This window comes from Mycobacterium kyogaense (assembly GCF_036946525.1).
In the GTDB taxonomy this organism is placed as follows: domain Bacteria; phylum Actinomycetota; class Actinomycetes; order Mycobacteriales; family Mycobacteriaceae; genus Mycobacterium; species Mycobacterium kyogaense_A.
In genome coordinates this window covers 106,296-131,778 of the sequence record NZ_JAQIIY010000014.1, presented here as the reverse complement: position 1 = coordinate 131,778, position 25,483 = coordinate 106,296, and the positions used below count along the sequence as shown (strand labels likewise).

21 protein-coding genes are annotated in these 25,483 nt (G+C 68.9%); 12 read left to right on the top strand and 9 right to left on the bottom strand.

Features of this window, described 5'->3' with window-relative positions; genetic code table 11:
• Positions 1-29: 29 nt before the first annotated feature.
• Complete coding sequence (locus PGN37_RS12935; protein WP_335331425.1) at positions 30-1,265, top strand: alpha/beta hydrolase; 1,236 nt, start codon at positions 30-32, stop codon at positions 1,263-1,265.
• A 28-nt stretch (positions 1,266-1,293) separates the two neighbouring features.
• Complete coding sequence (locus PGN37_RS12930) at positions 1,294-2,712, top strand: WS/DGAT/MGAT family O-acyltransferase (protein ID WP_335331424.1); 1,419 nt, start codon at positions 1,294-1,296, stop codon at positions 2,710-2,712.
• Between the two features lie 15 nt (positions 2,713-2,727).
• Here PGN37_RS12930 and PGN37_RS12925 read toward each other — a convergent pair whose 3' ends face one another.
• The 4 genes from PGN37_RS12925 to PGN37_RS12910 form a co-directional block, all read right to left on the bottom strand.
• Positions 2,728-3,963 carry an alpha/beta hydrolase gene (locus tag PGN37_RS12925; protein ID WP_335331423.1) on the bottom strand — a complete coding sequence of 412 codons (1,236 nt, stop codon included), beginning with the start codon at positions 3,961-3,963 and terminating at the stop codon, positions 2,728-2,730.
• Positions 3,956-5,590, bottom strand: a complete 1,635-nt coding sequence (gene fadD12 / locus PGN37_RS12920) for an acyl-CoA ligase FadD12 (protein WP_335331422.1) — start codon at positions 5,588-5,590, stop codon at positions 3,956-3,958. The genes PGN37_RS12925 and fadD12 overlap by 8 nt, the downstream gene beginning before the upstream one ends.
• On the bottom strand, positions 5,590-6,399 hold the full coding sequence (locus tag PGN37_RS12915; RefSeq protein ID WP_335331421.1) for a 1-acyl-sn-glycerol-3-phosphate acyltransferase: 810 nt from the start codon (positions 6,397-6,399) through the stop codon (positions 5,590-5,592). Before PGN37_RS12915 ends, fadD12 begins: the two co-directional genes overlap by 1 nt.
• 87 nt (positions 6,400-6,486) lie before the next feature.
• Positions 6,487-7,179: an SDR family oxidoreductase gene (locus tag PGN37_RS12910; RefSeq protein WP_335331420.1), complete on the bottom strand. Its 693-nt coding sequence runs from the start codon at positions 7,177-7,179 to the stop codon at positions 6,487-6,489.
• Positions 7,180-7,407: 228 nt separating this feature from the next.
• Between PGN37_RS12910 and PGN37_RS12905 the strand changes: the two genes are divergently transcribed.
• From PGN37_RS12905 to PGN37_RS12890, 4 genes are all read left to right on the top strand, one after another.
• On the top strand, positions 7,408-8,319 hold the full coding sequence (locus PGN37_RS12905; protein WP_335331419.1) for a helix-turn-helix domain-containing protein: 912 nt from the start codon (positions 7,408-7,410) through the stop codon (positions 8,317-8,319).
• A 1-nt stretch (position 8,320) separates the two neighbouring features.
• Positions 8,321-8,842: a dihydrofolate reductase family protein gene (locus tag PGN37_RS12900; protein WP_335331418.1), complete on the top strand. Its 522-nt coding sequence runs from the start codon at positions 8,321-8,323 to the stop codon at positions 8,840-8,842.
• A 33-nt stretch (positions 8,843-8,875) separates the two neighbouring features.
• On the top strand, positions 8,876-10,711 hold the full coding sequence (locus PGN37_RS12895; RefSeq protein ID WP_335331417.1) for an acyl-CoA dehydrogenase: 1,836 nt from the start codon (positions 8,876-8,878) through the stop codon (positions 10,709-10,711).
• 137 nt (positions 10,712-10,848) lie between these two features.
• On the top strand, positions 10,849-11,259 hold the full coding sequence (locus PGN37_RS12890) for a YybH family protein (RefSeq protein WP_335331416.1): 411 nt from the start codon (positions 10,849-10,851) through the stop codon (positions 11,257-11,259).
• A 79-nt stretch (positions 11,260-11,338) separates the two neighbouring features.
• Here the strand turns inward: PGN37_RS12890 and PGN37_RS12885 are convergent, their stop codons facing one another.
• Both PGN37_RS12885 and PGN37_RS12880 read right to left on the bottom strand, forming a co-directional pair.
• The gene (locus tag PGN37_RS12885) at positions 11,339-12,811 is read right to left on the bottom strand and encodes an aldehyde dehydrogenase (RefSeq protein WP_335331415.1); all 1,473 of its coding nucleotides are present in this window, start codon (positions 12,809-12,811) and stop codon (positions 11,339-11,341) included.
• A 55-nt stretch (positions 12,812-12,866) separates the two neighbouring features.
• The gene (locus tag PGN37_RS12880; protein WP_335331414.1) at positions 12,867-13,634 is read right to left on the bottom strand and encodes a class I SAM-dependent methyltransferase; all 768 of its coding nucleotides are present in this window, start codon (positions 13,632-13,634) and stop codon (positions 12,867-12,869) included.
• 36 nt (positions 13,635-13,670) lie between these two features.
• Here PGN37_RS12880 and PGN37_RS12875 point away from each other — a divergent pair, with 36 nt between their 5' ends.
• Positions 13,671-14,828, top strand: a complete 1,158-nt coding sequence (locus tag PGN37_RS12875; protein WP_335331413.1) for a glycosyltransferase family 4 protein — start codon at positions 13,671-13,673, stop codon at positions 14,826-14,828.
• On the opposite strand, the gene PGN37_RS12870 is transcribed toward PGN37_RS12875, so the two are convergent.
• Positions 14,812-16,482 (bottom strand): hypothetical protein, encoded by a 1,671-nt coding sequence (locus tag PGN37_RS12870; RefSeq protein ID WP_442932919.1) that lies wholly within the window; start codon positions 16,480-16,482, stop codon positions 14,812-14,814. The genes PGN37_RS12875 and PGN37_RS12870 overlap by 17 nt on opposite strands.
• Positions 16,479-17,684 (bottom strand): DUF3068 domain-containing protein, encoded by a 1,206-nt coding sequence (locus PGN37_RS12865; protein WP_335331411.1) that lies wholly within the window; start codon positions 17,682-17,684, stop codon positions 16,479-16,481. The genes PGN37_RS12870 and PGN37_RS12865 overlap by 4 nt, the downstream gene beginning before the upstream one ends.
• Positions 17,685-17,900: 216 nt before the next feature.
• Here PGN37_RS12865 and PGN37_RS12860 point away from each other — a divergent pair, with 216 nt between their 5' ends.
• The 5 genes from PGN37_RS12860 to PGN37_RS12840 all read left to right on the top strand — a co-directional run bounded on the left by PGN37_RS12860 (position 17,901) and on the right by PGN37_RS12840 (position 24,054).
• Complete coding sequence (locus tag PGN37_RS12860) at positions 17,901-19,046, top strand: VOC family protein (RefSeq protein ID WP_335331410.1); 1,146 nt, start codon at positions 17,901-17,903, stop codon at positions 19,044-19,046.
• A complete protein-coding gene (locus PGN37_RS12855; RefSeq protein ID WP_335331409.1) occupies positions 19,043-19,996 on the top strand; it encodes a fumarylacetoacetate hydrolase family protein in 954 nt (317 codons plus the stop codon). Before PGN37_RS12860 ends, PGN37_RS12855 begins: the two co-directional genes overlap by 4 nt.
• Entirely contained in the window at positions 19,993-21,540 is a 1,548-nt protein-coding gene (gene mhpA, locus PGN37_RS12850; protein ID WP_335331408.1) for a bifunctional 3-(3-hydroxy-phenyl)propionate/3-hydroxycinnamic acid hydroxylase MhpA, read from the top strand. The genes PGN37_RS12855 and mhpA overlap by 4 nt, the downstream gene beginning before the upstream one ends.
• 10 nt (positions 21,541-21,550) lie before the next feature.
• Complete coding sequence (locus PGN37_RS12845; protein ID WP_335331407.1) at positions 21,551-22,741, top strand: cytochrome P450; 1,191 nt, start codon at positions 21,551-21,553, stop codon at positions 22,739-22,741.
• A 140-nt stretch (positions 22,742-22,881) separates the two neighbouring features.
• Positions 22,882-24,054, top strand: a complete 1,173-nt coding sequence (locus PGN37_RS12840; RefSeq protein ID WP_335331406.1) for an acyltransferase family protein — start codon at positions 22,882-22,884, stop codon at positions 24,052-24,054.
• On the opposite strand, the gene PGN37_RS12835 is transcribed toward PGN37_RS12840, so the two are convergent.
• Positions 24,029-25,483 (bottom strand): AMP-binding protein, encoded by a 1,455-nt coding sequence (locus PGN37_RS12835; RefSeq protein ID WP_442932917.1) that lies wholly within the window; start codon positions 25,481-25,483, stop codon positions 24,029-24,031. The two genes, PGN37_RS12840 and PGN37_RS12835, sit on opposite strands and share 26 nt — an antisense overlap.

Here is a 25,483-nt window from a genome sequence, read left to right as displayed (position 1 = left end):
GGGGCTGGCGCGGGGGTACGGTATCCGCCATGACCGAACGGCCGGATATCCGGTATCCCGGACCCACTCTGACCACGCGTTTGCAGTGGTTGATGAAGGCGGGCCCTGGTGACTACCTGCTGGCCGCCAGCGTCGCGAGCGCGTCCCTTCCAGTGATCGGAAAGCACCTCGAACCCCTGGGCGCCCTGACCGCCGCCGGAATCTGGGGCGCCCGCCATGCTCCTGACATCCTGAATGCCACGGTCAAGGGCCTGCTGACGCCCAACTCCGCCTCGAACTCGGCAGAGCTCAAGCAGCGGGATCGGGACTGCACCAACGAGGTGACCCAGGCGGCGCTGCGCGGTGTGGTGTCGGCAAAGGATCTCGATATCGAGTGGCCGGCGGCTGAGCGCACCCCGCCGGTGTGGAAGATGCGGGAGCACCGGCGCAACGTGCACCGGACCTCGGTGCGCTACGGCCCTCGGCCCACCCAACTGCTCGACGTGTGGCGCCGCGACGACCTGCCGGCGCAGCCGGCCCCGGTGCTGCTGTTCGTGCCCGGCGGGGCGTGGGTGCACGGCAGCCGGATGCTGCAGGGATACGCGTTGATGTCCCACCTGGCCGAGAAGGGCTGGGTTTGTCTGTCTATCGACTACCGCGTCGCGCCGCACAATCCGTGGCCTGCGCATCTGACCGATGTGAAGACGGCGATCGCGTGGGCCCGGGCCAATGTCGACAAATTCGGTGGGGACCGCGACTTCGTGACCATCGCGGGTACGTCGGCCGGCGGGCACCTCGCCGCCCTGGCCGGGCTGACGGCCAACGACCCCGAACTGCAGTGCGAGCTGCCCGAAGGGTCGGACACCTCGGTCGACGCGGTGATCGGCATCTACGGCCGGTACGACTGGGAAGACAAGTCGACCGTCGAGCGGGTCCGCTTCGTCGACTTCCTCGAGCGGGTGGTGGTGCGACGGTCCATGGACAAGCACCCCGACATCTTCCGCAAGGCGTCCCCGATCGCCCGCGTGCACGCGGATGCGCCGCCGTTCCTGGTCATGCACGGCACCGGTGACAGCGTCATCCCGGTGGCGCAGGCCCGCAGCTTCGTCGACCGGTTGAAGGAGGTGTCGCGGTCGGTGGTCGGCTACGTCGAGCTGCCCGGTGCCGGACACGGCTTCGACATGACCGACGGTGCCCGCACCGGTGCGGCCGCAACGGCAATCGGCTTGTTCCTCAACCACATTCATCGAAATCGCAGCCTCATCGGGGCCAAAGAGGTTATATAGACACCTCCGAAGGAGAGGTGTCGGGACTGTGAAGAGACTTCGCGGGTGGGACGCTGTCCTTCTGTACAGCGAAACACCCAACGTCCACATGCACACGCTGAAGCTGGCGATCATCGACCTCGCCGGCCTGGGCGGGGTCCCTTTCGGTGTGGAGGAACTGCGGAAGGTCATTCACGGCCGGCTCTACAAGCTCGACCCGTTCCGCTATGAACTGATCGACATCCCGTTCAAGTTCCACCATCCGATGTGGCGGGAGAACGCCGAGGTCGATCTCGAGTACCACGTGCGTTCCTGCCGGGTGGACGCCCCCGGTGGCCGTCGTCAGCTCGACGAGCTGGTGGGCAGGCTGGCCAGTACCCCGCTGGATCGCAGCCGGCCGCTGTGGGAGATGTATCTGATCGAAGGCTTGGCCGAAGGCCGAATTGCCGTGCTGGGCAAGATCCATCACGCGCTGGCCGATGGTGTGGCGTCGGCGAACCTGTTGGCGCGGGGCATGGATCTACAGGAGGGGCCGCAGGCGGACCGCGATTCATATGCCACCGACCCGGCGCCGACGCGCGGTGAGCTGGTGCGCTCGGCGTTCGCCGACCATCTGCGCCAGATCCGGCGCTTCCCGTCGGTGGTGGGCTACACCGCGCAGGGGGTGCGCCGGGTCCGCGAGAGCCAGCACAAGTTGTCACCCGAACTGACCCGGCCGTTCACGCCGCCGCCGACGTTCATGAATCACATGCTGGATGCGACGCGTCGGTTCGCGACGGCCACCGTGGCGCTGGCCGATGTCAAGGAGACCGCCAAGCACCTCGGGGTCACGATCAACGACATGGTGCTGTCCATGTCAGCGGGCGCCCTGCGAGAGTTGTTGCTGCGCTACGACGGTCATGCCGATCACCCGCTACTGGCGTCGGTGCCGGTGAGCTTCGACTTCTCCCCGGACCGGATCTCGGGCAACTACTTCACCGGCGTTCTGGTCGGTCTGCCCGTGGAGATCGAGGATCCGTTGGACAGGGTGCGTGCCGCGCACGAGTCCGCTGCCGCCGGCAAGGAGAGCAACACGTTGCTCGGGCCCGAGCTGGTCAGCCGGTGGTCGGCCTACTTCCCGCCGGCGCCGTCGGAGGCGATGTTCCGGTGGCTCTCGGCGAAAGACGGCCAGAACAAGGTGATGAACCTGCCGATCTCGAACGTACCCGGACCGCGGGAGCGTGCGAAAGTGGGCGGTGCGCTCGTGACGGGGCTGTACTCGGTCGGGCCGCTCACCGCGGGCAGCGGACTGAACATCACGGTGTGGAGCTATGTCGATCAGCTCAACATCTCGGTGCTCGCCGACGGCAAGACCACCGAAGATCCTCACGAGCTCACCGATGCGATGGTCGAGGCTCTCGTCGAGATCCGCCGCGCGGCAGGGCTTTCCGAGCAGCTCACGGAAATCGACACCGCGCTGGCTCCGTAGCTGCGCGGCTGGCGTTCAGCTCTTCGCCCGGGTGGCCTGCACCCAGGACAGGAACTCCTCGACCGCCTGGGCGGTGTAGTGGGCGCGCGGCGACCCCCAGTAGAAGTCGAAAGCGTGCTGCGCGTGGGGGATCTCGGCGTACACCACCGGTGAGGTGGACACGGTTCGCAGGGCCTCGGCGAACTCGCGGCCCTCACCGACGGGGATGATGGAGTCGTCTCGGCCGTGCAGCACGAAGAACGGTGGTGCGTCGGCGCGCAGCCGCAGGATCGGTGACGCGTCACGGTAGACGCCACGGTTAGTTCGGAACGGCAGCTTGACCACGAATTTCTGCAGAAAAGCGATGAATTCCTTACGGCCACTTCCCTCTCCGGACACCCAGTCGTAGCGGCCGTAGATCGGCACCGCCGCCACCACAGAGGTATCGGCGTGCTCGAAGCCGGGTTGCCACTGCGGATCGTCGGCGGTCAGCGCGGCGAGCGCGGACAGGTGGCCACCGGCGGAGCCTCCGGAGATCGCGACGAAGTCGGGATCTCCCCCGTAGTCGGCGATGTTGTCCTTGATCCAGGCCAACGCCCGCTTGACGTCGACGATGTGGTCGGGCCAGGTGTTGCGGGGGCTCACCCGGTAGCCCATCGACACGCAGACCCAGCCGTGGTCGGCGAGATGGCTCAGCATCGGGTAGGCCTGCGGCCGCCGCATCCCGATCGACCATGCGCCGCCCGGAACCTGAAGCAGTACGGGGGCTTTGCCGTCACGCGGGAGGTCCGACCGGCGCCAGATGTCGGCCCGGTTCGCTCCGCCGTGCGGTCCGTAGGCCACGGTGGCGGCCTTCTCGACGTAGCGTCGCCGCACGAAGTCGTTGGGTGGCATGCCGATCCGCCGGCGCCGACGCGCTTTCGCTTTGTCGGCGATGGCCTGGTAGTCGTCACCGAGCGCGGCTCGCAGCGGGTCTTCGAAGTGCGGTTGGGATGCCATGTTCCGGCGTTGGATGAGCCACAGCAGGGCCCACGCGACGGCGGTGAGTACCAGTGCGATTCGGCCGCGGGTGCCGCGGAAGTCGCCGCGCAGGCCGCGGCGCACCGCATCGGCCATCGAGCCGACCATGTAGAGCGCAGACATCTCGGACGTGGGCCAGCCGAACGCGAAGACCCCGATGGTCGGGTAGCCCTCGCGGGCCAGGGGCCGAACACCGTTGGCCGCGTTGAGGAGTTCGGCGACGGCCCGCAGCAGCGGGCGGGGTTTACGCATGGTCGATGTGGTCCTGCAGGTCCTTGCGGGAGATCTTGCCGGTGATGCTGCGGGGCAGCTCGTCGAGGATCGTGATCTGGCGTGGCACTTTGTAGTTCGCGAGGTTGTCCCGCACGTGCTGCTTGAGACCGTCGGTGTCGATCGACGATCCCGGCGCCAGGACCACGAAGGCCACGAGACGCTGACCGAACTTCTCGTCGTCGGCGCCGAGCACGGCAGCCTCGGCGACGTCGGGGTGTGCGGTGAGCGTCTTCTCCACCTCGATGGGGTAGACGTTCTCGCCACCGGAGACGATCATCTCGTCGTCACGGCCGACCACGAAGAGCCGACCGTCGTCGTCGAGGTAGCCGACGTCACCGGAGCACATGAAGCCCTCGTGAAAGTCCTTGGTGGCGCCGGAGGTGTACCCGTCGAACTGGGTGGAGTTGCGCACGTAGATCGCGCCGGTCTCGCCGGCGGGCAGCTCGCGGAACTCGGGGTCGAGGATGCGGATCTCGGTCCCCTCGGCCGGCCGACCCGCGGTATCCGGTGCGGCCCGCAGATCACGCGGCGTCGCGGTCGCGATCATGCCTGCCTCGGTGGCGTTGTAGTTGTTGTAGATGACGTCGCCGAAGCGGTCCATGAACGCGATGACCACATCGGGGCGCATCCGGGAACCCGACGCCGCGGCGAACCGCAGGGATCGTCCGCTGTAGCGGTCGAGCACCTCCTCGGGCAGCTCCATGATGCGGTCGAACATGACGGGCACCACGCACAATCCGGTCGCGCGGTGCCTGTCGACCAGGTCCAGCGTCGCCTCCGGGTCGAACTTGCGGCGGGTGATGATCGTGCACGCCATCGACGCGGCGAAGGCCAGTTGCGAGAAGCCCCAGGCGTGGAACATCGGCGCGACGACGACGACGGGCTGTTCGGCCCGCCACGGGGTGCGGTCCAGGATCGCCTTGAGCACGCTGGGATCGCCCCCGGAATGGCTGGCGCCCTTGGGAGTTCCGGTGGTGCCCGAGGTGAGCAGGATGGTGCGGCCCTTGGCCGACGCCCTCTTCGGCTCCTGCCCCGCATGCTCCTCGATCATCGATTCCACGGTCTGCTCGTGGCCGTCGGTGTCTGTCCACGCGACGATCCGTGGTGTCTCGGCGTTGTCGGCCAGCGCCCGGTCGACGGTCTCGGTGAATTCCTCGTCGTAGACGAGCACCAGCGAGCGGCCCTCGCTCTCGCGGGCGACGACCTCGGCCAGAGCGGGACCGGCGAACGACGTGTTGAGCAGCAGGACGTCGGCGCCGATGCGGTTGGCCGCGATCATCGTCTCGACGAAGCCGCGGTGGTTGCGGGCCATCAGGCCGACGACGTCGGGTGCGCCGCCGGGCAGGGCCTGCAGTGCCGCGGCGAGTGCGTCTGCGCGCTGGTCGATCTGGCGCCACGTCAGCACGCCGAGTTCGTCGATCAGTCCTGCCCGGTCACCGCAGCGCTGGGCCGCGGCGGCGAAGCCGGACGTGACGGCCATGTTCTCGCGTTGCATCGCGGCGACGATCCGCAGGTACTTGTCCGGTCGCATCGGCGCGATCATTCCCGCACGCGCCAACGTCGTCATCAGCCCCAGCGGGCCGGTGATCGGATCGAGAAGACCCATCAGCCGATCACCGGCAACCGCCGCTGGGCGGCCAGCTCGTCGAGCGCGCGCTGCATCACGTGCCGCACGTGGGCGTCGACCTCGTCGATGTCGGGGTCCTCCCCGAATTCGGCGACGATGTCGATCGGCGGTAGCGCCTGCATGGTGATCTTCGCCGGCAGTGGCACGTTGACCGGCAGCACCACCGACAGCCCGAACGGGAAGCCGAACGAGATCGGCAGGATCTTGGTGCGCACGGCGCGGGCGATCGGGCCGAGCGCCTTGGCGATGTCGGTGCCCCGGGTCAGGAACAGCTGGGCCTCCTGGCCGCCGATGCCCACGGTCGGCACGATCGGTACGCCGGCGTTGAGCGCGGCCTTCACGTAGCCGGTGCGCCCCCCGAAGTCGATCTTGTTGGCAGCCAGGGTGGGGCGGTAGACGTCGTAGTCGCCGCCGGGGAAGACGACGACCACCCCGCCGGAGCGCAACGCCTCGTCGGCGTTGCGGTGGTTGGCCGGGATGAAGCCGGTCTTCTTGAGGAACGCGCCCTGCGGCCCGACCATCAGGATGTCGTGGCTGAGCGTGTACACCGGGCGGTCGAAGCCGAACTTCTCGTAGAAGCCGCTCGCGAACACCGGCACGTCCATCGGCATCAGCCCACCGGAGTGGTTGGACACGACGAGCGCCCCGCCGGCGGGGAAGGTGTCGAGGCCGCGGACCTCGGCGCGGTGGTATCCCTTGAGGAAGGGCTTCAGGAGACCCATCACCCGCTCGGTGAGCACGGGGTCCCACTTCGTTATCTCGGACGGCGTGATGTCGGTCGAGTTCACGGAACCCCCTGGAGCGCGTTGACTGGAACGTGTTCTAGTTTTGGCCAGTCTACCCAAGGTGTGGCCGGCGCTGTGCCGACCATCCTGTCACTGCGGGGGAGCCGAGAGGTGGCTCTTCACCGTCCGCGTCAATTCGTCGCCCAGGATCTCGTTGTCGCCGGCGAACAACCCGTCGAGAGCGAGCTGGGCGATGACCGCCGGATCTGTCTTCTGGTCTGCGGGGATGTAGCTCACCATGTCGGTGTCCATGTAGCCGACGTGCAGCGCCGCGACGTGGATGCCACGGGGTGCCAGCTCGGCACGGACCGCGTCGGTGAGCGCCCAGCCTGCGGCCTTGGCTGCCGAGTACGCGCCGCTGGTCGCGGGGTGGTACCAGGACAGCACGGAGAGCACGTTGAGGATCCTGCCGCCGCCTTGTCCGGCGATGTTGCGTTCGATCACGGGGGCGAACGCCCGGGTCACGGCGAGCGTGCCGAAGTAGTGGGTCTCCATCTCCAGCCGGATGTCCTCGATCGGGCCGTCGAGCAGCCCCGCCTGGGTGGAGACGCCGGCGTTGTTGATGACGACGGTGACATCGCTCGCGGTCTCGGCGGCGCGGCGTACGGACTCGGGGTCGGTGATGTCGAGCTGCAGCGGGATGGCGCCGGGAAGGTCGATGCTGTCGGGGTTGCGGGCCGCGGCGTACACGGTGGCCCCGCGTGCCAGGAGCTGTTCGGCGAAGCGGCGGCCCAGGCCGCGGTTGGCGCCGGTGACGAGTGCGGTGATGTGTTCGGTGGTCATGTGGTGCTCCTCGGGTTGTTCCGTGCTGGGTATAGCACACTGAACGCAGGGGGTGTGCTGAAAAGTCCCTGTGCGAAACGAACGCGGAGGGGCACCTCGGGCGGTAGGTTCATGACCTGTGGCGGGACCCGGTCGGGGGCTCCCGCCACACTCTTTGTTCGGCTTGAGTCCGGGCACAGCAGGAATCGTCATGGTGGTCGCTGCGGCCCGCGACCATACTCGGATTCCGTGACGGAACCTTCGGGGCGCGATCGGCTGCGCGAACTCCTCGATGCGGTCACCGATGCGGACAACGGTGATGTCGGGTCGATGGCACGCAGCAGTCACGCATCGGAGTTCCATTTCTCGCGGGAGGTGCGGCGGCTCACCGGGGAATCACCCGCGGCGCTGCGCCGTCGCGTCATGCTCGAGCGGGCGGCCTGGCGGCTGCAGCGCGGCGAAGCGGTCTCGAGCGTCGCGGCCGCGGAGGGCTGGTCGTCGGCTGAGGTGTTCTCCCGGGCGTTCAGCCGCACCTACGGACGTCCGCCCTCGCAGGCCGCCGCCGTGCACTTCCGCCTACCGGCGCCCAACGGGCTGCACTTCCACCCGCCGCAGGCACTGTGGATCGACAGCACGCCTTCACCGGCCCCGCAGCCCGACGTGACCGCGCTGATGATCGATCACGACCTCGACGACACCGCCCACCTGCTCGGCCGCGCCGCGCAGCTGAGCCCGCAACAGTGGGCGGAGCCGATCCGCCCGGGCCAGACCGTGCTCGACTGGGACGGTGCCGAACCGAGCGTCGGGGCTGTGCTCGGCGCGATCGTGTGGAGCAAACAGGTGTGGCTGGCGACCATCGCCGGTGAGGACTTCCCGTCACGGGCGTCGACGCAGTCCGCCGACGCCGTCGCACTCGCGGAATTCCATGCGAACATCGGAAAGCGTTGGCGCACAACGATCGCCAACTATGCCGCGGCGGGCCGGCTCGGCGACACCGTCATCGACGCACTGTGCGAGCCGCCCGAGTCGTTCCCGCTGTACGGGATCGTCGCGCATGTGCTGACCTACTCCGCGCATCGTCGTGAACTCGCCCGCACGATGCTCGCCGACCACGGTGTCGACACCGACCGCGGCGACCCGCTGGACTGGATGAGGAGCTGACATGGCGTGCATCTACTACACCGCCTCGAGCCTCGACGGGTTCGTCGCCGACGAGCACGCGAGCCTGCAGTGGCTGATCACCCGCGACATCGACGCCGACGGGCCCTTCGCCATCGACCCGTTCCTGGCGTCGGTGGGTGCGCTCGTGATGGGCGCCGACACCTACGAGTGGATCGTCGCCAACCAGCCGGGCGAGTGGATGTATCCCCAGCCGTCGTGGGTGATGACGCACCGGCCCCAGATCGTCGACCCGGCCCACCCCGTGCACACGTTCGCCGGCGAGGTCACCGAGTTGTTCCCGACGCTGGCCGGGGCCGCCGGGGATCGACACATCTGGGTGGTGGGCGGCGGCGAGGTGGCCGCGCAGTTCGTGGGCGCCGGACTGGTCGACGAGATGATCGTGTCGTACGCGCCGTGCACGCTGGGTGCGGGCTCACGGGTGCTGCCGACACGTTCGGAGTGGACTCTGGTGACCACGGCCCGCAACGCCGACTTCGTCTGCGCGCACTGGCGTAAAGCCTGACGGGAGCGCCGTTCCGGCATAGTCTGGCCCACCATGGGGCATTACCGCAGCAACGTCCGCGACATCGAGTTCAACCTGTTCGAGGCGCTGGCGCTGGAGAAGGTGCTCGCCACGGGCGACTTCGACGACCTCGACGGTGACTCGGTGCGGCAGATGCTGCACGAGGCCGCCAAGCTGGCCGAGGGCCCGCTGGCCGAAGCCTTCGCCGAGACCGACCGCACACCTCCCAGCTTCGACCCGGCCAGCCACGTCGTCAGCATCCCCGAGCCGTTCAAGAAGACCTTCCGGGCCTGGCGCGACGGCGAGTGGTCACGGGTGGGCATGGTGTCCGACATCGGCGGCGTGCCGGTGCCGTCGATGGTCGAGTGGGCGATCAACGAGTTCGCTCTCGGTGCTCAGCCCGCGGTGTTCCTGTATTCGGCCGGCCCGAAGATGGCCGACATCCTCTACGCGATCGGCAATGAGCGGCAACGGCATTGGGCCTCGCTGATGATCGAGCGGGACTGGGGGGCCACGATGGTGCTCACCGAACCCGACGCCGGCTCGGACGTCGGCGCCGGCCGCACCAAGGCCATCCAACAGCCCGACGGCACCTGGCACATCGACGGCGTCAAGCGATTCATCACCAACGGCGACGGCGACGACCTGTTCGACAACATCGTGCACATGACGCTGGCCCGGCCGGAGGGCGCCGGCCCCGGCACCAAGGGGTTGAGCCTGTTCATCGTGCCGAAGTTCCATTTCGACCCGGAGACCGGTGAGCTCGGTGAGCGCAACGGTGTCTACGTCACCGGGCTCGAGCACAAGATGGGGCTCAAAGCGTCGGCGACGTGTGAGCTGACGTTCGGCCAGCACGGCACTCCGGCGGTGGGCTGGCTGGTCAACGACACCCACAACGGCATCGCCCAGATGTTCAAGGTCATCGAGTACGCACGAATGATGGTGGGCACCAAGGCGATCGCGACGCTGTCGACCGGCTATCTGAACGCGCTCGAGTACGCGAAGTCCCGCGTGCAGGGCGCTGACCTTACCCAGATGACCGACAAGGCCGCGCCGCGTGTGACGATCATCCACCACCCCGACGTGCGGCGGGCGCTGCTCACGCAGAAGGCGTACGCGGAGGGGTTGCGGGCGCTGTACCTCTACACCGCGGCCCACCAGGATCCTTCGGTGGCCGCGGTGGTGTCGGGGGCCGACGCGTCGATGGCCGCCCGGGTGAACGATCTGTTGCTGCCGATCGTCAAGGGGGTGGGTTCCGAGCGCGCCTATCAGTGCCTGACGGAGTCGCTGCAGACCCTCGGCGGATCGGGCTTCCTGCAGGACTATCCGCTGGAGCAGTACATCCGCGACGCCAAGATCGACTCGCTGTACGAGGGCACCACCGCGATCCAGGCGCAGGACTTCTTCTTTCGCAAGATCGCCCGCGACCAGGGGGGCGCGCTGCTGCACGTCGTGACGCAGATCCGGGCGTTCCTCGACAGCGGGTCGGCCCGTCCCGAGCTGGCCGACGGCCGCGCCCTGCTCACGACCGCGGTGGCCGACGTCCAAGCGATGGTCGCGGCGATGACGAAGTACCTGATCGACTCGCAGCAGGATCCGCGGGAGCTGTATCGGGTGGGGCTGGAATCTGTGCCGTTCCTGCTCGCGGTCGGCGATCTGCTGCTGGGCTGGCAGCTGCTGCACCAGGCGGAGATCGCGCTGACGGCGTTGGACGGCTCGCCGAGCGCACGCGATCGCGACTTCTACACCGGCAAGGTCGCGACCGCGTTGTTCTTCGCCAAGAACATGCTGCCGGCGCTGACGGCGCGGCGGGCGATCCTCGAAGCGGTCGACCTCACGGCCATGGACGTCCCCGAATCCGCGTTCTAGGGTTCCGTTTTCTCGGCGAACAGACGCGAACTCGAGCCTTTTTGCGCGTGTCGCACTCGAGTTCGCGTCTGTTCGCGAGAAGTAGGTGACCCCTCGGGCGGCGATGACTTTGGCCGGTCTCCCCGGTCTGCACCCGCGTGACCAACGAACAGGACATCCGCACAGTCATCGACCGCTGGATCGAGGCGATCCTCGCGCGTGACATCGACGGCGTCGTCGCGGCGCACACCGACGACGTCGTGCTCTACGACGTGCCACCACCCGACGTGGGTGTGTACGGCATCGACGCGTACCGCGAGACCTGGCCGGAGTTCTTCGACTGGGTGGCGGGCGGCGCGGTGCTGGAACTGGACCGTCTCGACGTCGTTGCCGACGGCACTGACACGGACGGCACTGTCGCCTACGCCTACGGGTTGTTCCGCGCGGGCATGCCCGACGACATCGCGGCTCATCCGGAGCGGCGGCTGCGGAGCACATTCGGCATGCGGAAGATCGACGGCGCGTGGGTCATCGCCCACGAGCACCACTCGATGCCGCACACCTCCTAAGGCAGAGACGCCGAATGCACGGTTCTTGACGGAAAACCCTCGAATTCCATCAGAAACCGTGCACTCGGCGCCGAAAAACCTAGGACGGGGTGTAGCCGAACGGCAGCAGGATCGACTTCGGCTCGCAGTACGCCTCGATGCCCTCGACGCCGTTCTCACGGCCGATGCCCGAGTTCTTGAAGCCACCGAACGGTGAGCCCGGATCGAAGGCGTACATGTTCACCGCGTACGTCCCGGTCCGGATGCGGCGGGCGATCTTGAGCGCCCGGTCGAAGTCGGTGGTGTACACCGACCCGGCAAGCCCGTACACGGAGTCGTTGGCGATGCGCACCGCGTCGTCCTCGTCCTCGTAGGGAATCACCGCCAGCACCGGTCCGAAGATCTCCTCCTGGGCGATCGTCATCGAGTTGTCGACGTCGGCGAACACGGTCGGCTGCACGTACCAGCCGCTGTCCAGACCCTCGGGTCGCTCACCGCCGACGACCACGCGGGCGCCTTCCTCGACACCCTTCTTGATGTAGCCCTCCACGCGCTCGCGCTGCTTCTCGCTGATCAGCGGGCCGATCATCGCGCCGGGATCGGTGGGCAGCCCGGGCAGCATCCCCGCCACTCCGGCGGAGAGCTTCTCGACGACCTCGTCGTAGCGCGAGCGCGGCGCCAGGATGCGGGTCTGCCCGACGCAGGCCTGGCCCGAGTTCATCAGGCCCGAGAACACCAGCATCGGCAGTGTGGAATCCAGGTCGGCGTCCTCGAGGATGATCGCCGCGGACTTGCCGCCCAGCTCCAACGTGCACGGCTTGAGCTTCTCGGCCGCGATCTTGGCGATCTCCTTGCCCACGGCCGACGACCCGGTGAACGTGAACTTGTCCAGCTCCGGGTTGTTGGTCAGCGCGCGACCGGTCTCCGGGCCGCCCGGCACGATCGACAGCACGCCTTCGGGCAGCCCGGCCTCGGCGAACGCCTCGGCCATCGCGAACACCGACAGCGGGGTCTCGGCGGCGGGCTTCAGCACGATCGTGCAGCCGGCCAGCAGCGCCGGGCCCAGCTTGTTGGCGGCGAGGAAGAACGGGACGTTCCACGCGGTGACGGCGCCGACGACACCGATCGGCTCGCGCACGACCAGCGTCTGGCCGTAGATGCCGTCGCGGATGTCCTGCCAGGTGAACTTGTCGGCTGCGCCCGCGAAGTACTGGAACGCCGACATCGCGGCGCCGTACTGCATCATGTCGACGATCATCGGGGGCTGTCCGGTCTCGGCGGCGAGCAGGAACTTCAGTTCGTCGGCTCGCTCCTCGAGGATCTTGACCGCGCGGGCCAGGACCTCTCCGCGTTCGGCGGGCGACATCTGCGGCCATGGGCCCTCGTCGAAGGCCTTCCGGGCGGCGGCGCATGCGGCGTCGACGTCGGCGGCAGACGCGAGCGGCACCTTGCCGACCAGCTCGCCGGTCGCGGGGGAGTGCACGTCGATGACGTCCGAGGTGGCCGGTTCGACCCATTTACCGCCGATGAACAGCTTGTCCCACTCGGTCTTGAACGCGGTGCTCTGTGTCATAGACGTCACATTACCTACGATCACGGTGAAGTAGAACCTGTTGCAGTTCGCGGATTCAGCGCGGTGACAACACCAGCACCAGGTTGCTCACCGCGAACTCCCGCAGCCCCGGTACCTGGGTCACGCCCCAGGCCCATCGCGGGTGGTAGCGCGGAAATGCGGCCACCAACGCGCCGGTGCCGCGCGCCCAGCGCAGCCCGTCTCGCGCGTGCACGGCGAACAACGACGAGCCGTAGTCGTTCTTGGCTCGGTGGCCGTGCCGTCGGGCGTATCGGTCGGCGGCCCGCCGCCCGCCGAGATAGTGCGTGAGCCCCATCTCGTGCCCGCCGAACGGCCCGAACCACACGGTGTACGACAGCACCGCGAGCCCGCCGGGCCGGGTGACCCGCAGCATCTCCTCGCCCAGGCGCCACGGCTGGGCGACGTGCTCGGCGACGTTGGAGGACAGGCACACGTCGACGCTGTCGTCTCGGAACGGCAGCGCGGTGCCCGAGGCCCGGACGAAGGACCCCGCCCGGCGGTGGCTGCGGGGCGCCGCGGCGTGCATCTCCCGCGGGTCGGGTTCCACGCCGACGTAGCGCATCCCGGCATCGGTGAACGCTGACGCGAAGTAGCCGGGGCCGCCGCCGACGTCGAGGACGGTCAGACCGGTGGGGTCGTTTCCGGCGACACCGGTCCAGAGGTCGGAGACCAGTGCGACGGTGTCGTCGGCCAGGGCGCCGTAGAAGCGGTCGGGATCGGTCTGTTCGAAGCGGAACGCCGACAGCAGCCGCAGCGAACGCGCGAGCGTCGCGCGCCGGGCGAACAGTTCCGTAGCGGGCACCCGGCCACCCTAGGCACACCGCTAGTCTGAACACCGATGTCCGCCCCCGTGAACTCCGTGTTGCTGCTGTGCTGGCGCGACACCGGACACCCGCAGGGCGGCGGCAGCGAGACCTATCTCCAGCGCATCGGCGCACACCTGGCTCAGTCGGGGGTGCGGGTCACGCTGCGCACCGCCCGCTACGACGGGTCGGCGGCCCGCGAGGTGGTCGACGGCGTGGAGATCCAGCGCCGGGGCGGACCGTATTCGGTGTATGTGCGGGCGGGGCTGGCGATGGTCGCCGCCCGCGTCGGGCTCGGTCCACTGCGTGGTGCGCGGCCCGACGTCGTCGTCGACACCCAGAACGGCCTGCCGTTCCTGGCGCGCCTGGCGTACGGGCGCCGCGCCGTGGTGCTTGTGCACCACTGCCACCGCGAGCAGTGGCCGGTGGCGGGGCCGATGAAGAGCCGCATCGGCTGGTTCGTCGAATCACGCCTGTCGCCGCGTCTGCACCGCCGCAACCAGTACGTGACGGTGTCGCTGCCGTCGGCGCGGGATCTGACCGATCTCGGTGTGCGCGCCGATCACGTGGCGGTGGTCCGCAATGGTGTCGACGCGGCACCCCACGCCAGCCTGACTGCGCCGCGGTCGGCCACGCCCCGCGTCGTCGTGCTGTCTCGTCTGGTGCCGCACAAGCAGATCGAGGATGCGCTCGACGCCATCGCACGGCTGCGTCCCCTGATCCCGAACCTGCACCTCGACGTCGTCGGCGGCGGATGGTGGGCGCAACCCCTGCTCGACCATGCCAGGGAACTCGGGATCTCCGATGCCGTGACATTCCACGGCCACGTGGACGACGCTACGAAACATGATCTGCTGCAACAGAGTTGGGTCAACCTACTGCCTTCCCGCAAAGAGGGCTGGGGGTTGGCCGTGATCGAGGCCGCCCAGCACAGCGTGCCGACGATCGGATACCGGTCCTCGGGTGGACTGTCCGATTCCATCGTCGACGGGGTGACCGGGATGCTGGTCGACGACGTGGACGACCTGGTCGACGGGTTGCAGCGGTTGCTGACCGACCACGTGCTGCGGGAGCAACTCGGCGCCAAGGCTCAGGTGCGCAGCGCCGAATTCTCGTGGGAGCAGAGCGCCGAGGCGATGCAGGCCGTGCTCACGTCCGTGCAGGCGGGACGACGGGTCAGCGGACTGGTGTAGTAGTCCGAGTTCGCTTGCGGCGCAGCATCATCAACGCCACACCCAGACACAGCTGCACAAGCCACACCCCGTGCGCGGCCAGCGCAACGCCGCGGTGCGGCGACGGCGGGGCGGAGCCGCCGACCCGGTAGACCGTCAGGTCCTCGGACCGAAAAGCCACGGGCAGGCCGAGATTCGCGCCTGCGCCCTCTACGACCACCCAGCCCACCCCGGCATCGGCAAGCCGGGTCGCGTCCGCCCCGGCGACCAGCAGGGCCTGAACCTCCCGCGCTTGGGCGCCTTCGCCGGGCACGAGACGACCACCGATCGAGAGATCGCCGGTGGTCAGCACCTCGGCACGTAGCCAGCGGGGCAGCGGGTCCAGCACCGGTGCCGTTCCCGCCCAGGCGAATTGCCGCATGCTGTCCACCGGGAGCACGGCCACCGGTGCCGGCTCGGCGTTGATGATCGCGGCAGCCTCCCGCCACGCCGACGGATACTGCACAGCGTGCACCCGCCCGCCGACACCCCACGCCAGGTCCGGCAGCGTCGCGATCACCGCCGCACAGCACACCGCCGCGGTGGCGATCGCCGGCACCCGCGGGCGCAGCGTGATCGTGGCCGCAGCGCCGGCCAATGCGTAGGCAGGCATCGCGAGCGCCACCCACTTCTGACCGTCCCGGATCACCCCCAGCCCGGGCGCCGCCTCGAGAAGCGAACCGACCGCGGCCAGACCCGGTCCGGTCGCCATCAGGGCGGGCACCAGAATCGCGACCAGGGCGACCAGCAGCAGCGGCACCGCGGCGCGGCGCCGCACGAGCGTTGGCAGCCCTGCCGCCACCACCGCCAGCAGCACCAGCGTCGCGACCACCGCGAACAGGGTGGTGCGAGAGGGGGGTACGGCGTCGGCGTTCCAGATACCGGCCAGACCCGCGAGGCTGCCGAGCGTGCCCAGTCCGGGTTCGGCACGCGCGGCGAACGCCGCGACGGCAGCGCCCTGGTCGACGTCGGGAGCCCACCCGACCGCTGAGGCGACGAGCCAGGGCAGCGCCGCCGTCGTCGACCCGGCCAGGCTCAGCAGCGCGCAGAACCGCCGCGAACGCCCGCCGCCAGGGGCCGCAACGCATGCCAGCGCCACCGTCGCGGCCATCATCAGCCCGGTCGGCGTCAGCCCGGCCACCGCGAGCCAGAAGACCAGAGCGCCCACACCCGAACCCGAAGACCGCAACGACAGCACGGCCGCCGCCACCCAGGGCAGCGCGCCGTAGCCGACCAGCAGACTCCAGTGGCCCTGCAGAAGTCGTTCGGCGACATAGGGATTCCACACCGCGACCGTGACCGCCACGACCTGGCCGGCCGACCCGGCGGCCGGCAGCACTGTCGACACCAGATGCGCGGCGCCCCAGCCTGCGGACCACAGGCCGAGGATCAACAGCCCTTTGACCACCACGCCGCCATCGAGCACAGCGGATGCCAGGGCCACCGCGACGTCCTGCGGCAGCGCGCGCGGCGCGGCCTGGGTGAGACCGAGCGCGGCGTCGGTGAGGTAGGACCGCGGCGTCGAGACCGCGTCGCGCAGCAGCAGATAACCCGGTCCGAGCAGAGGTGCGGTCACCGCCAGCGCGAGCACCAGCGCATAGGCCGGGGCCGCCAGCGGACGGGCGCGGGAGATCAGACCGGTCGGTCCGGGGGTAGGTCGGTGGGCCGCTGCGCGGGCAGTTTCTCGGTCTTGGCCTCCGCGCCGGGCACCGGCTCACCCTCGTCACCGCGGCCGCCGTAGAACCGACTGCTCGTGTCGTCGAGGCCCGGATCGATCAGTGTCGATTCCGCCCGCAGGCTGAACGAGCCGAGCAGCGCGCCGCCGAGCAGGGCGACGATGCCGAGCGCGGTGAACGTGATCGGCAGGATGCGACCCCACAGCGAGACACGGTCACGCTCGTCGAACGCGGCGTTGACCTGGCTCTCCACGGATTCGTCGTTGGTGGTCACCGTGTAGTCGGCAAAGGTCACCTCGGGCTTGAGCGCCTCGCGTGCGTAGTAGTGGTAACCCCGGTCGGTTTCCTTGACGATCGTGCCGGACACCGGGTCGACCCAGAAGGTGCGCTGGGCGGCGTAGTACCGGGTCATCGTGATCGGTTCTTCGGGGTCCCCCTCGAGCCCCCACAGGGCGGCGCGGGCGGTGACCTGGCTGTCGGCGTCGTCGTCGTACAGCGAGGCGTACTTGACGGGCTCGACGAGCTTGCCCTCGTTGTCGAAGCCGACGTTCTGCGTGAACTTGTAGGCGGTCAGCCCGTTGACGTCCTCTTCACCGGCGTAGTTGGCGTCGTAGGTCTTCTGCGCGATCGGGTCGAAGTAGGGGTAGGTCTTCTTCTCGGTGTCGAACGGGAAGCGGTAGGACAGCCCCTCGTGCGGCAGCGCGATGTTGGTGGGCGGGTTCTCGTCCTCGATGGCGCGAGGCTTCTGCACGGCGCCGCCGGGGTTGGACTCGCTGGAGATCGCCTCGGCGGTGGCGCGGTCGAGCGTCACGGTGTCCACCATGGCCAGCAGCAGGCCGCGATCGCCCTGCTGGTCGGAGCGTCGCAGCGAGTCGCCGACCTGCAGCGTGACCACATCGGCGTTGGCGGGGGATTCGACGCTGATCTGCTGCTGCAGAACCACCGGGGTGTCTCTGTTGATGACGAACTTCTGGGTGCTCAGCGAGGCGGGGTCGAAGACGTCACCCGTGCCCTCGCTGACCAGTGTGGTGTCGATGTCCAGGGGAATCTTGGAGATCTTGCCCTTGGTGTAGGTCGTCAGGAGCAGCGCTGCGATGAGCAGCGCGGCGCCGAGGCCCATGAGTCCGCACGCGGCAAACCTCAGCGCAACTGCGCGGTTCAATACCGTGTCTCCCTTCGCGCGCGGCAAAACCCGTTCGACCCTAACAGCACAAAGTAAGGCCGCATCGGTCGCGAGGAGTTCCGGGACCAGCGCACCACGGCGCGGACGGGTCGACGACTCCTCCAACCGGTGACGTCATTGCTGAGGATTTCGTCAGAAATCCTTGACTGACAGATCCATCGTGTGTGACGATTTCCTCAACTGGAGGAGGGTCAGATGGCGACGCCGAGAGTCGACGGACACCGAGACGTCCACGCAGACCTGCACAGCGAGCAGGGCTCGTTGCGTGGTGAGCACCCCGGGCGGGCGAAGGACCCGATCATCCGAGTGGCCGACATCGCGTGGCTGGAGTTCGACAAACCGGACCTCGTCCGGGCGGAAGCGTTCGCGCGAGCCTTCGGTTTCGGGATCTCTCTGCGCGATCCGCAGGAGCTTCACCTGCGGGGCACAGCCGCGGGCGCGCCGTGTGTGCTGCTGCGCCGCGGTCCGCGCACCCGGTTCGCCGGGCTGGCTCTTCGGGCCGCCGACGAGGTCGACGTGCTGCGCCTGGCCGAGAAGACGGGAACCCGGGTGCATGCCCTTCCGGAGGCGATCGGCGGGGTCGCGGTGGCGCTGACCGATCCGAGCGGGATGGCGGTCACGGTGGTCGCCGGCATGCACGAGCTGCCGGCCCAGCCCGACCAGGCGCCGCAGATCCTCAACACCGGACCTGACACCGCCCGGATCAACGCCACCGTGCGCCCGCCGCAGGTACCCGCCCGCGTGCAGCGGCTCGGGCACGTGGTGCTGCAGTCCACGACCTACCTGAAAACGCTCGACTGGTATCTCGACACCTTCGGGATGATCGTCAGCGACTTCCTCTTCTTCCCCGGGCAGCGCGATCGCGGACCGGCGATGAGCTTCATCCGCTGCGATCTGGGCTCGATCCCGGCTGATCACCACACGTTGGCGTTGGCATTGGGTCCTGCCAACCGCTACATCCACTCGGCGTATCAGGTCAGCGATCTCGACGCGCTGGCCGCCGGCGGTGAGTACCTGCGCGAGCGCGGCTACTACCGGTCCTGGGGTATCGGCCGACACATCCAGGGCAGCCAGCTCTTCGACTACTGGCGCGACCCCGACGGATTCCTCGTCGAGCACTTCGCCGACGGCGACATGTTCGACAACACTCTCGACCCCGGCTGGGCGCCGTTCACCGCGTCCGGCCTGGCGCAGTGGGGTCCGCCGGCGACCAAGGACTTCCTCGACGCTGATCCGCGTGCTGCGCGACATCAGCTGACGTCCATGGTCACCGCACTGCGCGGCGACAACGAGTTCGACCTCAACCGCCTCATCGGCCTTCTGAAAGTAGCGATCTCATGACCATCTCCGTGCTGCGCACCTCCGAGGGCTGGTGGGTGCAGACGCCCACCGGCGCCTCGCCGATCACCACGTCGGCGTCGATGACGGCCGAGCTGCTCGCCGATCGAGGCGCCGTGGATGCGGCCATCGAGACGGGTGGTGCCGGCGGCGACACCGTGGCCCTCGAGAACCTGACACTGCTGTCGCCGGTCACCGCTCCGTGCCGCGTGATCGCCCAGATGACGAATTTCGAATCCCACGTCGTCGACGCGGGGATGGACCCCAAGACCGTGCCGCTCACCTTCTTCCGCAAGTCGTCGGCGTCGATCACCGGGCCGTTCGGGGAGATCGTGCGACCGGCGCACGTCACGCTGCTCGACTACGAGGTCGAGATCGGCCTGGTGATCGGGCGCGACGTACCGGCGGGGTCGACGATCACCGAGAACGACCTGCCCCATGTCATCGCGGGTCTGACGGTCACCAATGACGTCTCCGCCCGCGACATCCAGCTGCCGCAGACACAGTTCTACGAGGCGAAGTCGTATCCGACGTTCACCCCCGTCGGGCCCGCTCTCGTGCTGCTCGACGCCGCCGAGCTCGCGCGCTTCGGTGACCTGAGGTTGCGCCTGAGTGTCAGCGGCGAGGAACGCCAGAACCGGATCGTCGAGGGCGACATGCTCTATCGGCCGTTGCAGGCATTGCAGTCGCTGACCCGATTCCAGGATCTGGCGGCCGGTGACCTCGTCCTCACCGGAACCCCGGTAGGGACGGCGCTCAGCGCGCCGCCGAAACCCGTCGAGATCATCGGCAACTTCCTACCGCCCGCCGTGAAGTGGAAGGCCTTCTTCTCCCGGCAGGCCAAGAACCGCAAGTACCTGCAGCACGGCGACGTCGTCGAAGCATCCGTCGGCACCGACGACGGCGCGATCGACCTGGGGACGCAGCGGCTGTCGGTGCGATACGCACGATGACCGGACCGGTTCCCACCGAGCACGTCAGGGTGGCGGTCGTCGGCGGCGGGCCGACCGGGGTCACTGCCGCCACGCTGCTCGCCCAGTACGGCGTCGACACCCTGGTCCTGGACCGGTGGCCGCAGGTCTACCCGCAGCCGCGTGCCGTGCACCTCGACGACGAGGTCTTCCGGATTCTGGCGCGCCTCGGTATCGCCGAGGAGTTCGCCGAGATCTCGCGCCCTGCCCAGGGGCTGCGCCTGGTCGACCGCGATCTGTCGGTGCTGGCGGAGTTCCGTCGGGATACGGCGTTGACGAGCAACGGCTTTCCCGCGGCCAGCATGTTCGATCAACCCCGGCTGGAAGAGCTGCTGCGCACGAATCTGACCCGCCATCCTCAGGCCCGGTTCCGGGGCGACACCGAGGTGCTCGACGTGTCGGGGACAGGGCCGATACGTCTGCGGGTGCGCGACCGCGCCACCGGTCAGGAGTCCGTGATCACCGCCGACGTCGTGCTGGGTTGCGACGGGGCGAACAGCCTGGTGCGCAGCACGATCGGCGCCGCGATGCACAGCATGACGTTCGAACAGCGCTGGTTGGTCATAGACATCGAGACCGAGGCCGACCTGCACCAGTGGGACGGTGTGCATCAGGTCTGCGACAGTCACCGGGCCGGCACGTACATGAGGATCGGGCCCACCCGCTACCGCTGGGAGTTCCGGCTTCTCGACCACGAATCGGTCGACGACTACGCCACCCTGGACGCGCTGCGTCCACTGGTCGCGCCGTGGACTCACGACATCGCCGATGTCGAGCTGCGGTTGATCCGCGCGGCGGAGTACACCTTTCGCGCCCAGCTCGCCGACACGTGGCGCCACGGCAACGTCTTCCTCCTCGGCGATGCCGCCCACCTGACCCCGCCCTTCATCGGGCAGGGCATGGGCGCCGGGCTGCGTGACGCGATGAACCTCGCGTGGAAGATCGCCGGTGTCCTGCGCGGTGACCTGGAGCAGGCGGCTCCGGACAGCTACGAAGCCGAGCGCCGCCCGCATGCCCGCCACATGATCTCGCTCGCGCTCAACGTCGGGCGCGCGATGACCGCCGGCGGTCGCATCGGCGCCGCCGTGCGGGCTCTCGTGGTGCCGCGACTACGCCTGGTACCGGGGCTGCGGTCGAAGATCACCGAATCGCAGACGCCGCCACTGCACTCCTCAACGCTGGTGAAGCGCACCCTGCGCACCCGCGGTATCGCCGGTCATCTGTGCCCGAATGTTCTGCTGGGCAACGGTCTTCGTCTCGATGACCAACTCGGACTCGGCTTCGGCCTCATCACCACGGAGGCGCTGACGGCAGCCCAAGCCGATAACGTCGCGACGCGCGGAGCGCGGATCGTGCGCGCGGCGCCGGGCTCCGAACTCGCCCGCTGGCTCGCGAGCCACCGTGTCACGACGGCGGTGGTGCGTCCCGACCGCACCGTCATGGCCGCGGGACGTGACGTGGCCACGATGTGCCGTGCCCTCCCGCTGTTCCGCCTCGATCCCGCACCGGCCCATCGGCACGACTAGGACCTCGCACATGTTCCGTCCTCGCGCTGACGTCCCGGTGTACCGATCCGACATCTACACGCGCACAGCCATTCTCGATCCACACCCGCACTACCGTGCGCTGCGCGAGCTGGGATCGGTGGTGTGGCTGAGCCGCCAGCGTCTCTATGCGTTGCCGCGCTACGCCGAGTGCAAGGCCACCCTGCGCGACGACGGCCGCTACCTGTCCGGGCACGGCGTCGCGGCGAACCCGCTCACCAACAGGTTGTCGAGGGGCACCACGCTGAACAGCGACGGCGACGACCACAGCCGCCGCCGCAAGCTCGTCGCGCACCGCCTCCTACCGCGAGCCCTGCGCGCCATTTCCGAGGACGTCGAGCGGCAAGCGGGGAGCCTCGTCGATGACGCCGTGCGCGACGGGCGAATCGACGGGGTGGCGCTGGCGGGCGCGCTCCCGCTTGCCGTCGTCCCCGACATGGTCGGATGGCCGCGGGACCAACGCAGGCATCTCCTCGATTGGGGTGCGGCGACATTCGACATCCTCGGGCCGGCCAACTGGCAAGCCGCCAAGGCCTTTCCGCATGCCCTGCACATGCTGCGCTTCGCTCATCGTGTGGTCCGCGAGCGCACCGTGTTGCCGGGGAGCATGGCGCACGAACTCCTCACGGCCGTCGACGAGGGCAGCCTCGACGCTGCCGAGGTGCCCCCTCTGCTCATCGACTACATCGCTCCGTCGCTCGACACGACGATCAGCGCGATCTCGAGTGCCCTGTACCTGTTCTCCACTCACCCCGAGCAGTGGCAGCTGCTGCGTGCCGACCCCTCCCTGCTGGGCAACGCCGTCAACGAGGTGGTGCGCTTCGAGTCGCCGCTACGGGCATTCACCCGAAAGGTGCTGCAGGACAGCGAGATCAGTGACGTGACGCTGCCCGCGGGTTCCCGCGTGCTGGTGATGTACGCCTCGGCCAACCGCGACGAGCGGGAATGGGACGCCCCCGCCGTCTTCGACATCCGCAACGACGCAGGCCGTCACGTCGGGTTCGGCAACGGCGCGCACGCGTGCGCCGGCCAAGGACTGGCCCGGCTGGAGACCACCGCGATGCTCGGCGCGCTCCTCGAGCGCGTCGACCGCATCGAACTCGTCGGCGAGCCGACCTGGGCGGTGAACAACATCATCCACCGACACGAGCACCTGCCGCTGCGCCTCGTCCCGAGCGCTTGACCCCATTTCCGGATGCTGTAGCCGACATTGCCTTGAGGGTCGCGCGGACAACCCTGACGGCAATCTCGCCTGCAACACCGAGCAGAGGTGCGTTCCGCCCTGTTCCCGGCGCCGGCCTCGACTCCGGCAGACTGGTCGCCGTGACGTCCACCCAGTCGGCAGAGATCGGCGGCACGCGCAGCTTCCTGCCCGCTGTCGAGGGCCTGCGCGCCTGCGCAGCCATCGGCGTGGTCGTCACCCACGTCGCGTTCCAGACCGGCCACACCACGGGCGTCACCGGCCGGCTGCTCGGCCGATTCGACCTGGCGGTCGCCGTGTTCTTCGCGCTGTCGGGCTTCCTGCTGTGGCGCGGCCACGCCGCGGCCGCCCGCGGCCTGAGGAAGCGCCCGGCCACCGGGCACTACCTGCGGTCGCGCTTCGTTCGGATCATGCCGGGCTATCTGGTGGCGGTCGTGGTGATCCTCACCTTGCTGCCCGACGCCAAGGCCGACGCCACGGTCTGGCTGTCCAATCTGACGCTGACCCAGATCTACGTGCCCCTGACGTTGACCGCCGGGCTCACCCAGATGTGGAGCCTGTCGGTCGAGGTGGCCTTCTACATCGCGCTGCCGTTCCTGGCGCTGCTGGTGCGCCGGGTGCCGGTCCGCGCCCGCATACCGGTCATCATCGCCGCCGCCGTCGCCAGCCTGTTCTGGGTGCGCATTCCGTTCGATCCCGACTCCGGGCACAACCTGTGGAACTGGCCGCCGGCGTTCTTCTCCTGGTTCGCCGCGGGCATGGTGCTCGCCGAGCTCACCGTGTCGCCGGTCGGCCTGGCGCACCGGATCGCCCGTCGCCGGGTGTTGACGGCCGGCATCGCGGTGGCCGCGTTCCTGGTCGCGGCCTCGCCGCTGGCCGGCAGGGAAGGCTTGCAGTTCGGCACGATCGGGCAGGTCACGATGAAGACCGCGATGGGTGCGATCGTCGCGGGTGCGCTGCTTGCGCCGCTGGTGCTCGACCGCCCCGACACCCCGCACCGGCTGCTCGGGCATCCGGTCATGGTGACGCTCGGCCGCTGGTCCTACGGGTTGTTCGTGTGGCACCTCGCCGCGCTGGCGATGGTGTTCCCGATGCTGGGCGAGTTCGCGTTCAACGGCCACTTCGTGCCGGTGCTGCTGCTGACCGTCGGCTTCGGGTTCGCGATCGCCGCGGTCAGCTATGCCCTGGTCGAATCACCGTGCCGAAACGCCTTGCGCCGGTGGGAGCGGCGCAACGACCCCACCCCGCTGGACAGTGCGGTCGACGACGTCACCGAGCCTGCCGTCGCGAGATGATCTCGTCGCGCACAGCCGACCTGCGCGCCTTGCCCGCATCGTCGCGCAGCGGCCGATCGACGAACTCGACGGTGCGCGGCATCTTGTAGGGCGCGAGGCGCTCGGCGAGAAACGCCGTGAGGTCGTCGGCGGTCAGCCCGGACGCCTGCACCAGGACGTAGGGCACCTGCCCCAGGTCCTCGTCGGGGACGCCGACGGCGAGGCTGGACAGCACCCGGGGATGTTCGGCCAGCGCCGACTCGATCTCCGCCGGGTAGACGTTGCGGCCGCCGACGGTGAACATGTCGACGCGGCGGTCGGTGAGGTAGAGGAAGCCGTCGGAGTCGAAATAGCCCAGGTCGCCGAGGGATTCCCAGCCGTCACGGCTCTTGGCGGTGCTGCCCACATAGCGGTAGGTGGGCCGCGCACCCGCATCGCGGCGCATGTAGATCTCGCCGGGCACCCCGGGTGGGCACTCGTTGCCGTCGTCGTCGAGCACCGTCATCTCTCCGGCGACGACGACGCCGACAGAGCCCGGGTGGGTCAGCCACTGCTCGCCGGAGATGAACGTCAGCGCCTGCAGCTCGGTGCCGCCGTAGAGCTCCCACACCACCTCCGGCCCGAGCAGGTCGATCCAGGCGCGCTTCACCACCGGTGGGCACGGTGCCGCGAGATGCCAGAACCGGCGGATCGACGACAGGTCGTAGGCGTCGGGACTCTCGCGGTACACCGGCAGTAGGCGCTGCATGATCGTGGGCACCGTGGTCAGGAACGTCACCCGGTGTGCGGTGACCAGGCGCAGGAAGTCGCGCGGCTCGAACCGCGGCATCACGACCAGGTGGTGGCCCTGCAGCAGACCCACCGCGAACGTCGTGAACCCGGTGTTGTGGCTCAGCGGCACCGAGATCAGCGACACGTCGTTCTCCTGAGCGCCGAGCGGGGTACCGATCGCCGCGGGGATGCGGCTGTCGTTACCTGCCTCGATCAGTTTCGGCCGCCCCGTGCTGCCGCCCGAGGCCATCGACTTCCACACCGGTGACACCGCCTCGGGCACCGGCTCATCCGAAAAGCCCTGCGCGACAGACACCGTCGTATCGGGGGTGATTCCGGTCGGGTCGGCGCGCCCCATCAGCACGGCCGGGCGGCGCAGTTCCAGCAGAGCGGCCAACTCGGCGTCGGGCAGCCGCGCCGACAGCGGTTGCGGTATCGCGCCCAGCTTCCAGCAGGCCAGCACCGCATACACCCAGTCCAGGGAGTTGGGCAGCACGATCGTCACGTAGTCGCCGACACCCACCCCCAGTGACGCCAGACCCCGCGCCAGCCGGTTCGTGACCGCGTCCAGCTCGGCCCGGGTGACGGTGACACCGGCGCAGGTGACGGCCGGGGCGTCGGGCTCCCGGGCGGCCAGCGCAGAGACCTGGGTGCTGATCGGAGGGACGGGTGCGCTCAT

Bases quoted from the DNA above. Each gene is read 5' to 3' on its own strand.
- PGN37_RS12935 (WP_335331425.1), top strand. From the start codon at position 30: ATGACCGAACGGCCGGATATCCGGTATCCCGGACCCACTCTGACCACG.
- PGN37_RS12925 (WP_335331423.1), bottom strand. From the start codon at position 3,963: ATGCGTAAACCCCGCCCGCTGCTGCGGGCCGTCGCCGAACTCCTCAAC.
- fadD12 (WP_335331422.1), bottom strand. From the start codon at position 5,590: ATGGGTCTTCTCGATCCGATCACCGGCCCGCTGGGGCTGATGACGACG.
- PGN37_RS12910 (WP_335331420.1), bottom strand. From the start codon at position 7,179: ATGACCACCGAACACATCACCGCACTCGTCACCGGCGCCAACCGCGGC.
- PGN37_RS12900 (WP_335331418.1), top strand. From the start codon at position 8,321: ATGGCGTGCATCTACTACACCGCCTCGAGCCTCGACGGGTTCGTCGCC.
- PGN37_RS12895 (WP_335331417.1), top strand. From the start codon at position 8,876: ATGGGGCATTACCGCAGCAACGTCCGCGACATCGAGTTCAACCTGTTC.
- PGN37_RS12885 (WP_335331415.1), bottom strand. From the start codon at position 12,811: ATGACACAGAGCACCGCGTTCAAGACCGAGTGGGACAAGCTGTTCATC.
- PGN37_RS12875 (WP_335331413.1), top strand. From the start codon at position 13,671: ATGTCCGCCCCCGTGAACTCCGTGTTGCTGCTGTGCTGGCGCGACACC.
- PGN37_RS12860 (WP_335331410.1), top strand. From the start codon at position 17,901: ATGGCGACGCCGAGAGTCGACGGACACCGAGACGTCCACGCAGACCTG.
- PGN37_RS12855 (WP_335331409.1), top strand. From the start codon at position 19,043: ATGACCATCTCCGTGCTGCGCACCTCCGAGGGCTGGTGGGTGCAGACG.
- mhpA (WP_335331408.1), top strand. From the start codon at position 19,993: ATGACCGGACCGGTTCCCACCGAGCACGTCAGGGTGGCGGTCGTCGGC.
- PGN37_RS12845 (WP_335331407.1), top strand. From the start codon at position 21,551: ATGTTCCGTCCTCGCGCTGACGTCCCGGTGTACCGATCCGACATCTAC.
- PGN37_RS12835 (WP_442932917.1), bottom strand. From the start codon at position 25,483: ATGAGCGCACCCGTCCCTCCGATCAGCACCCAGGTCTCTGCGCTGGCC.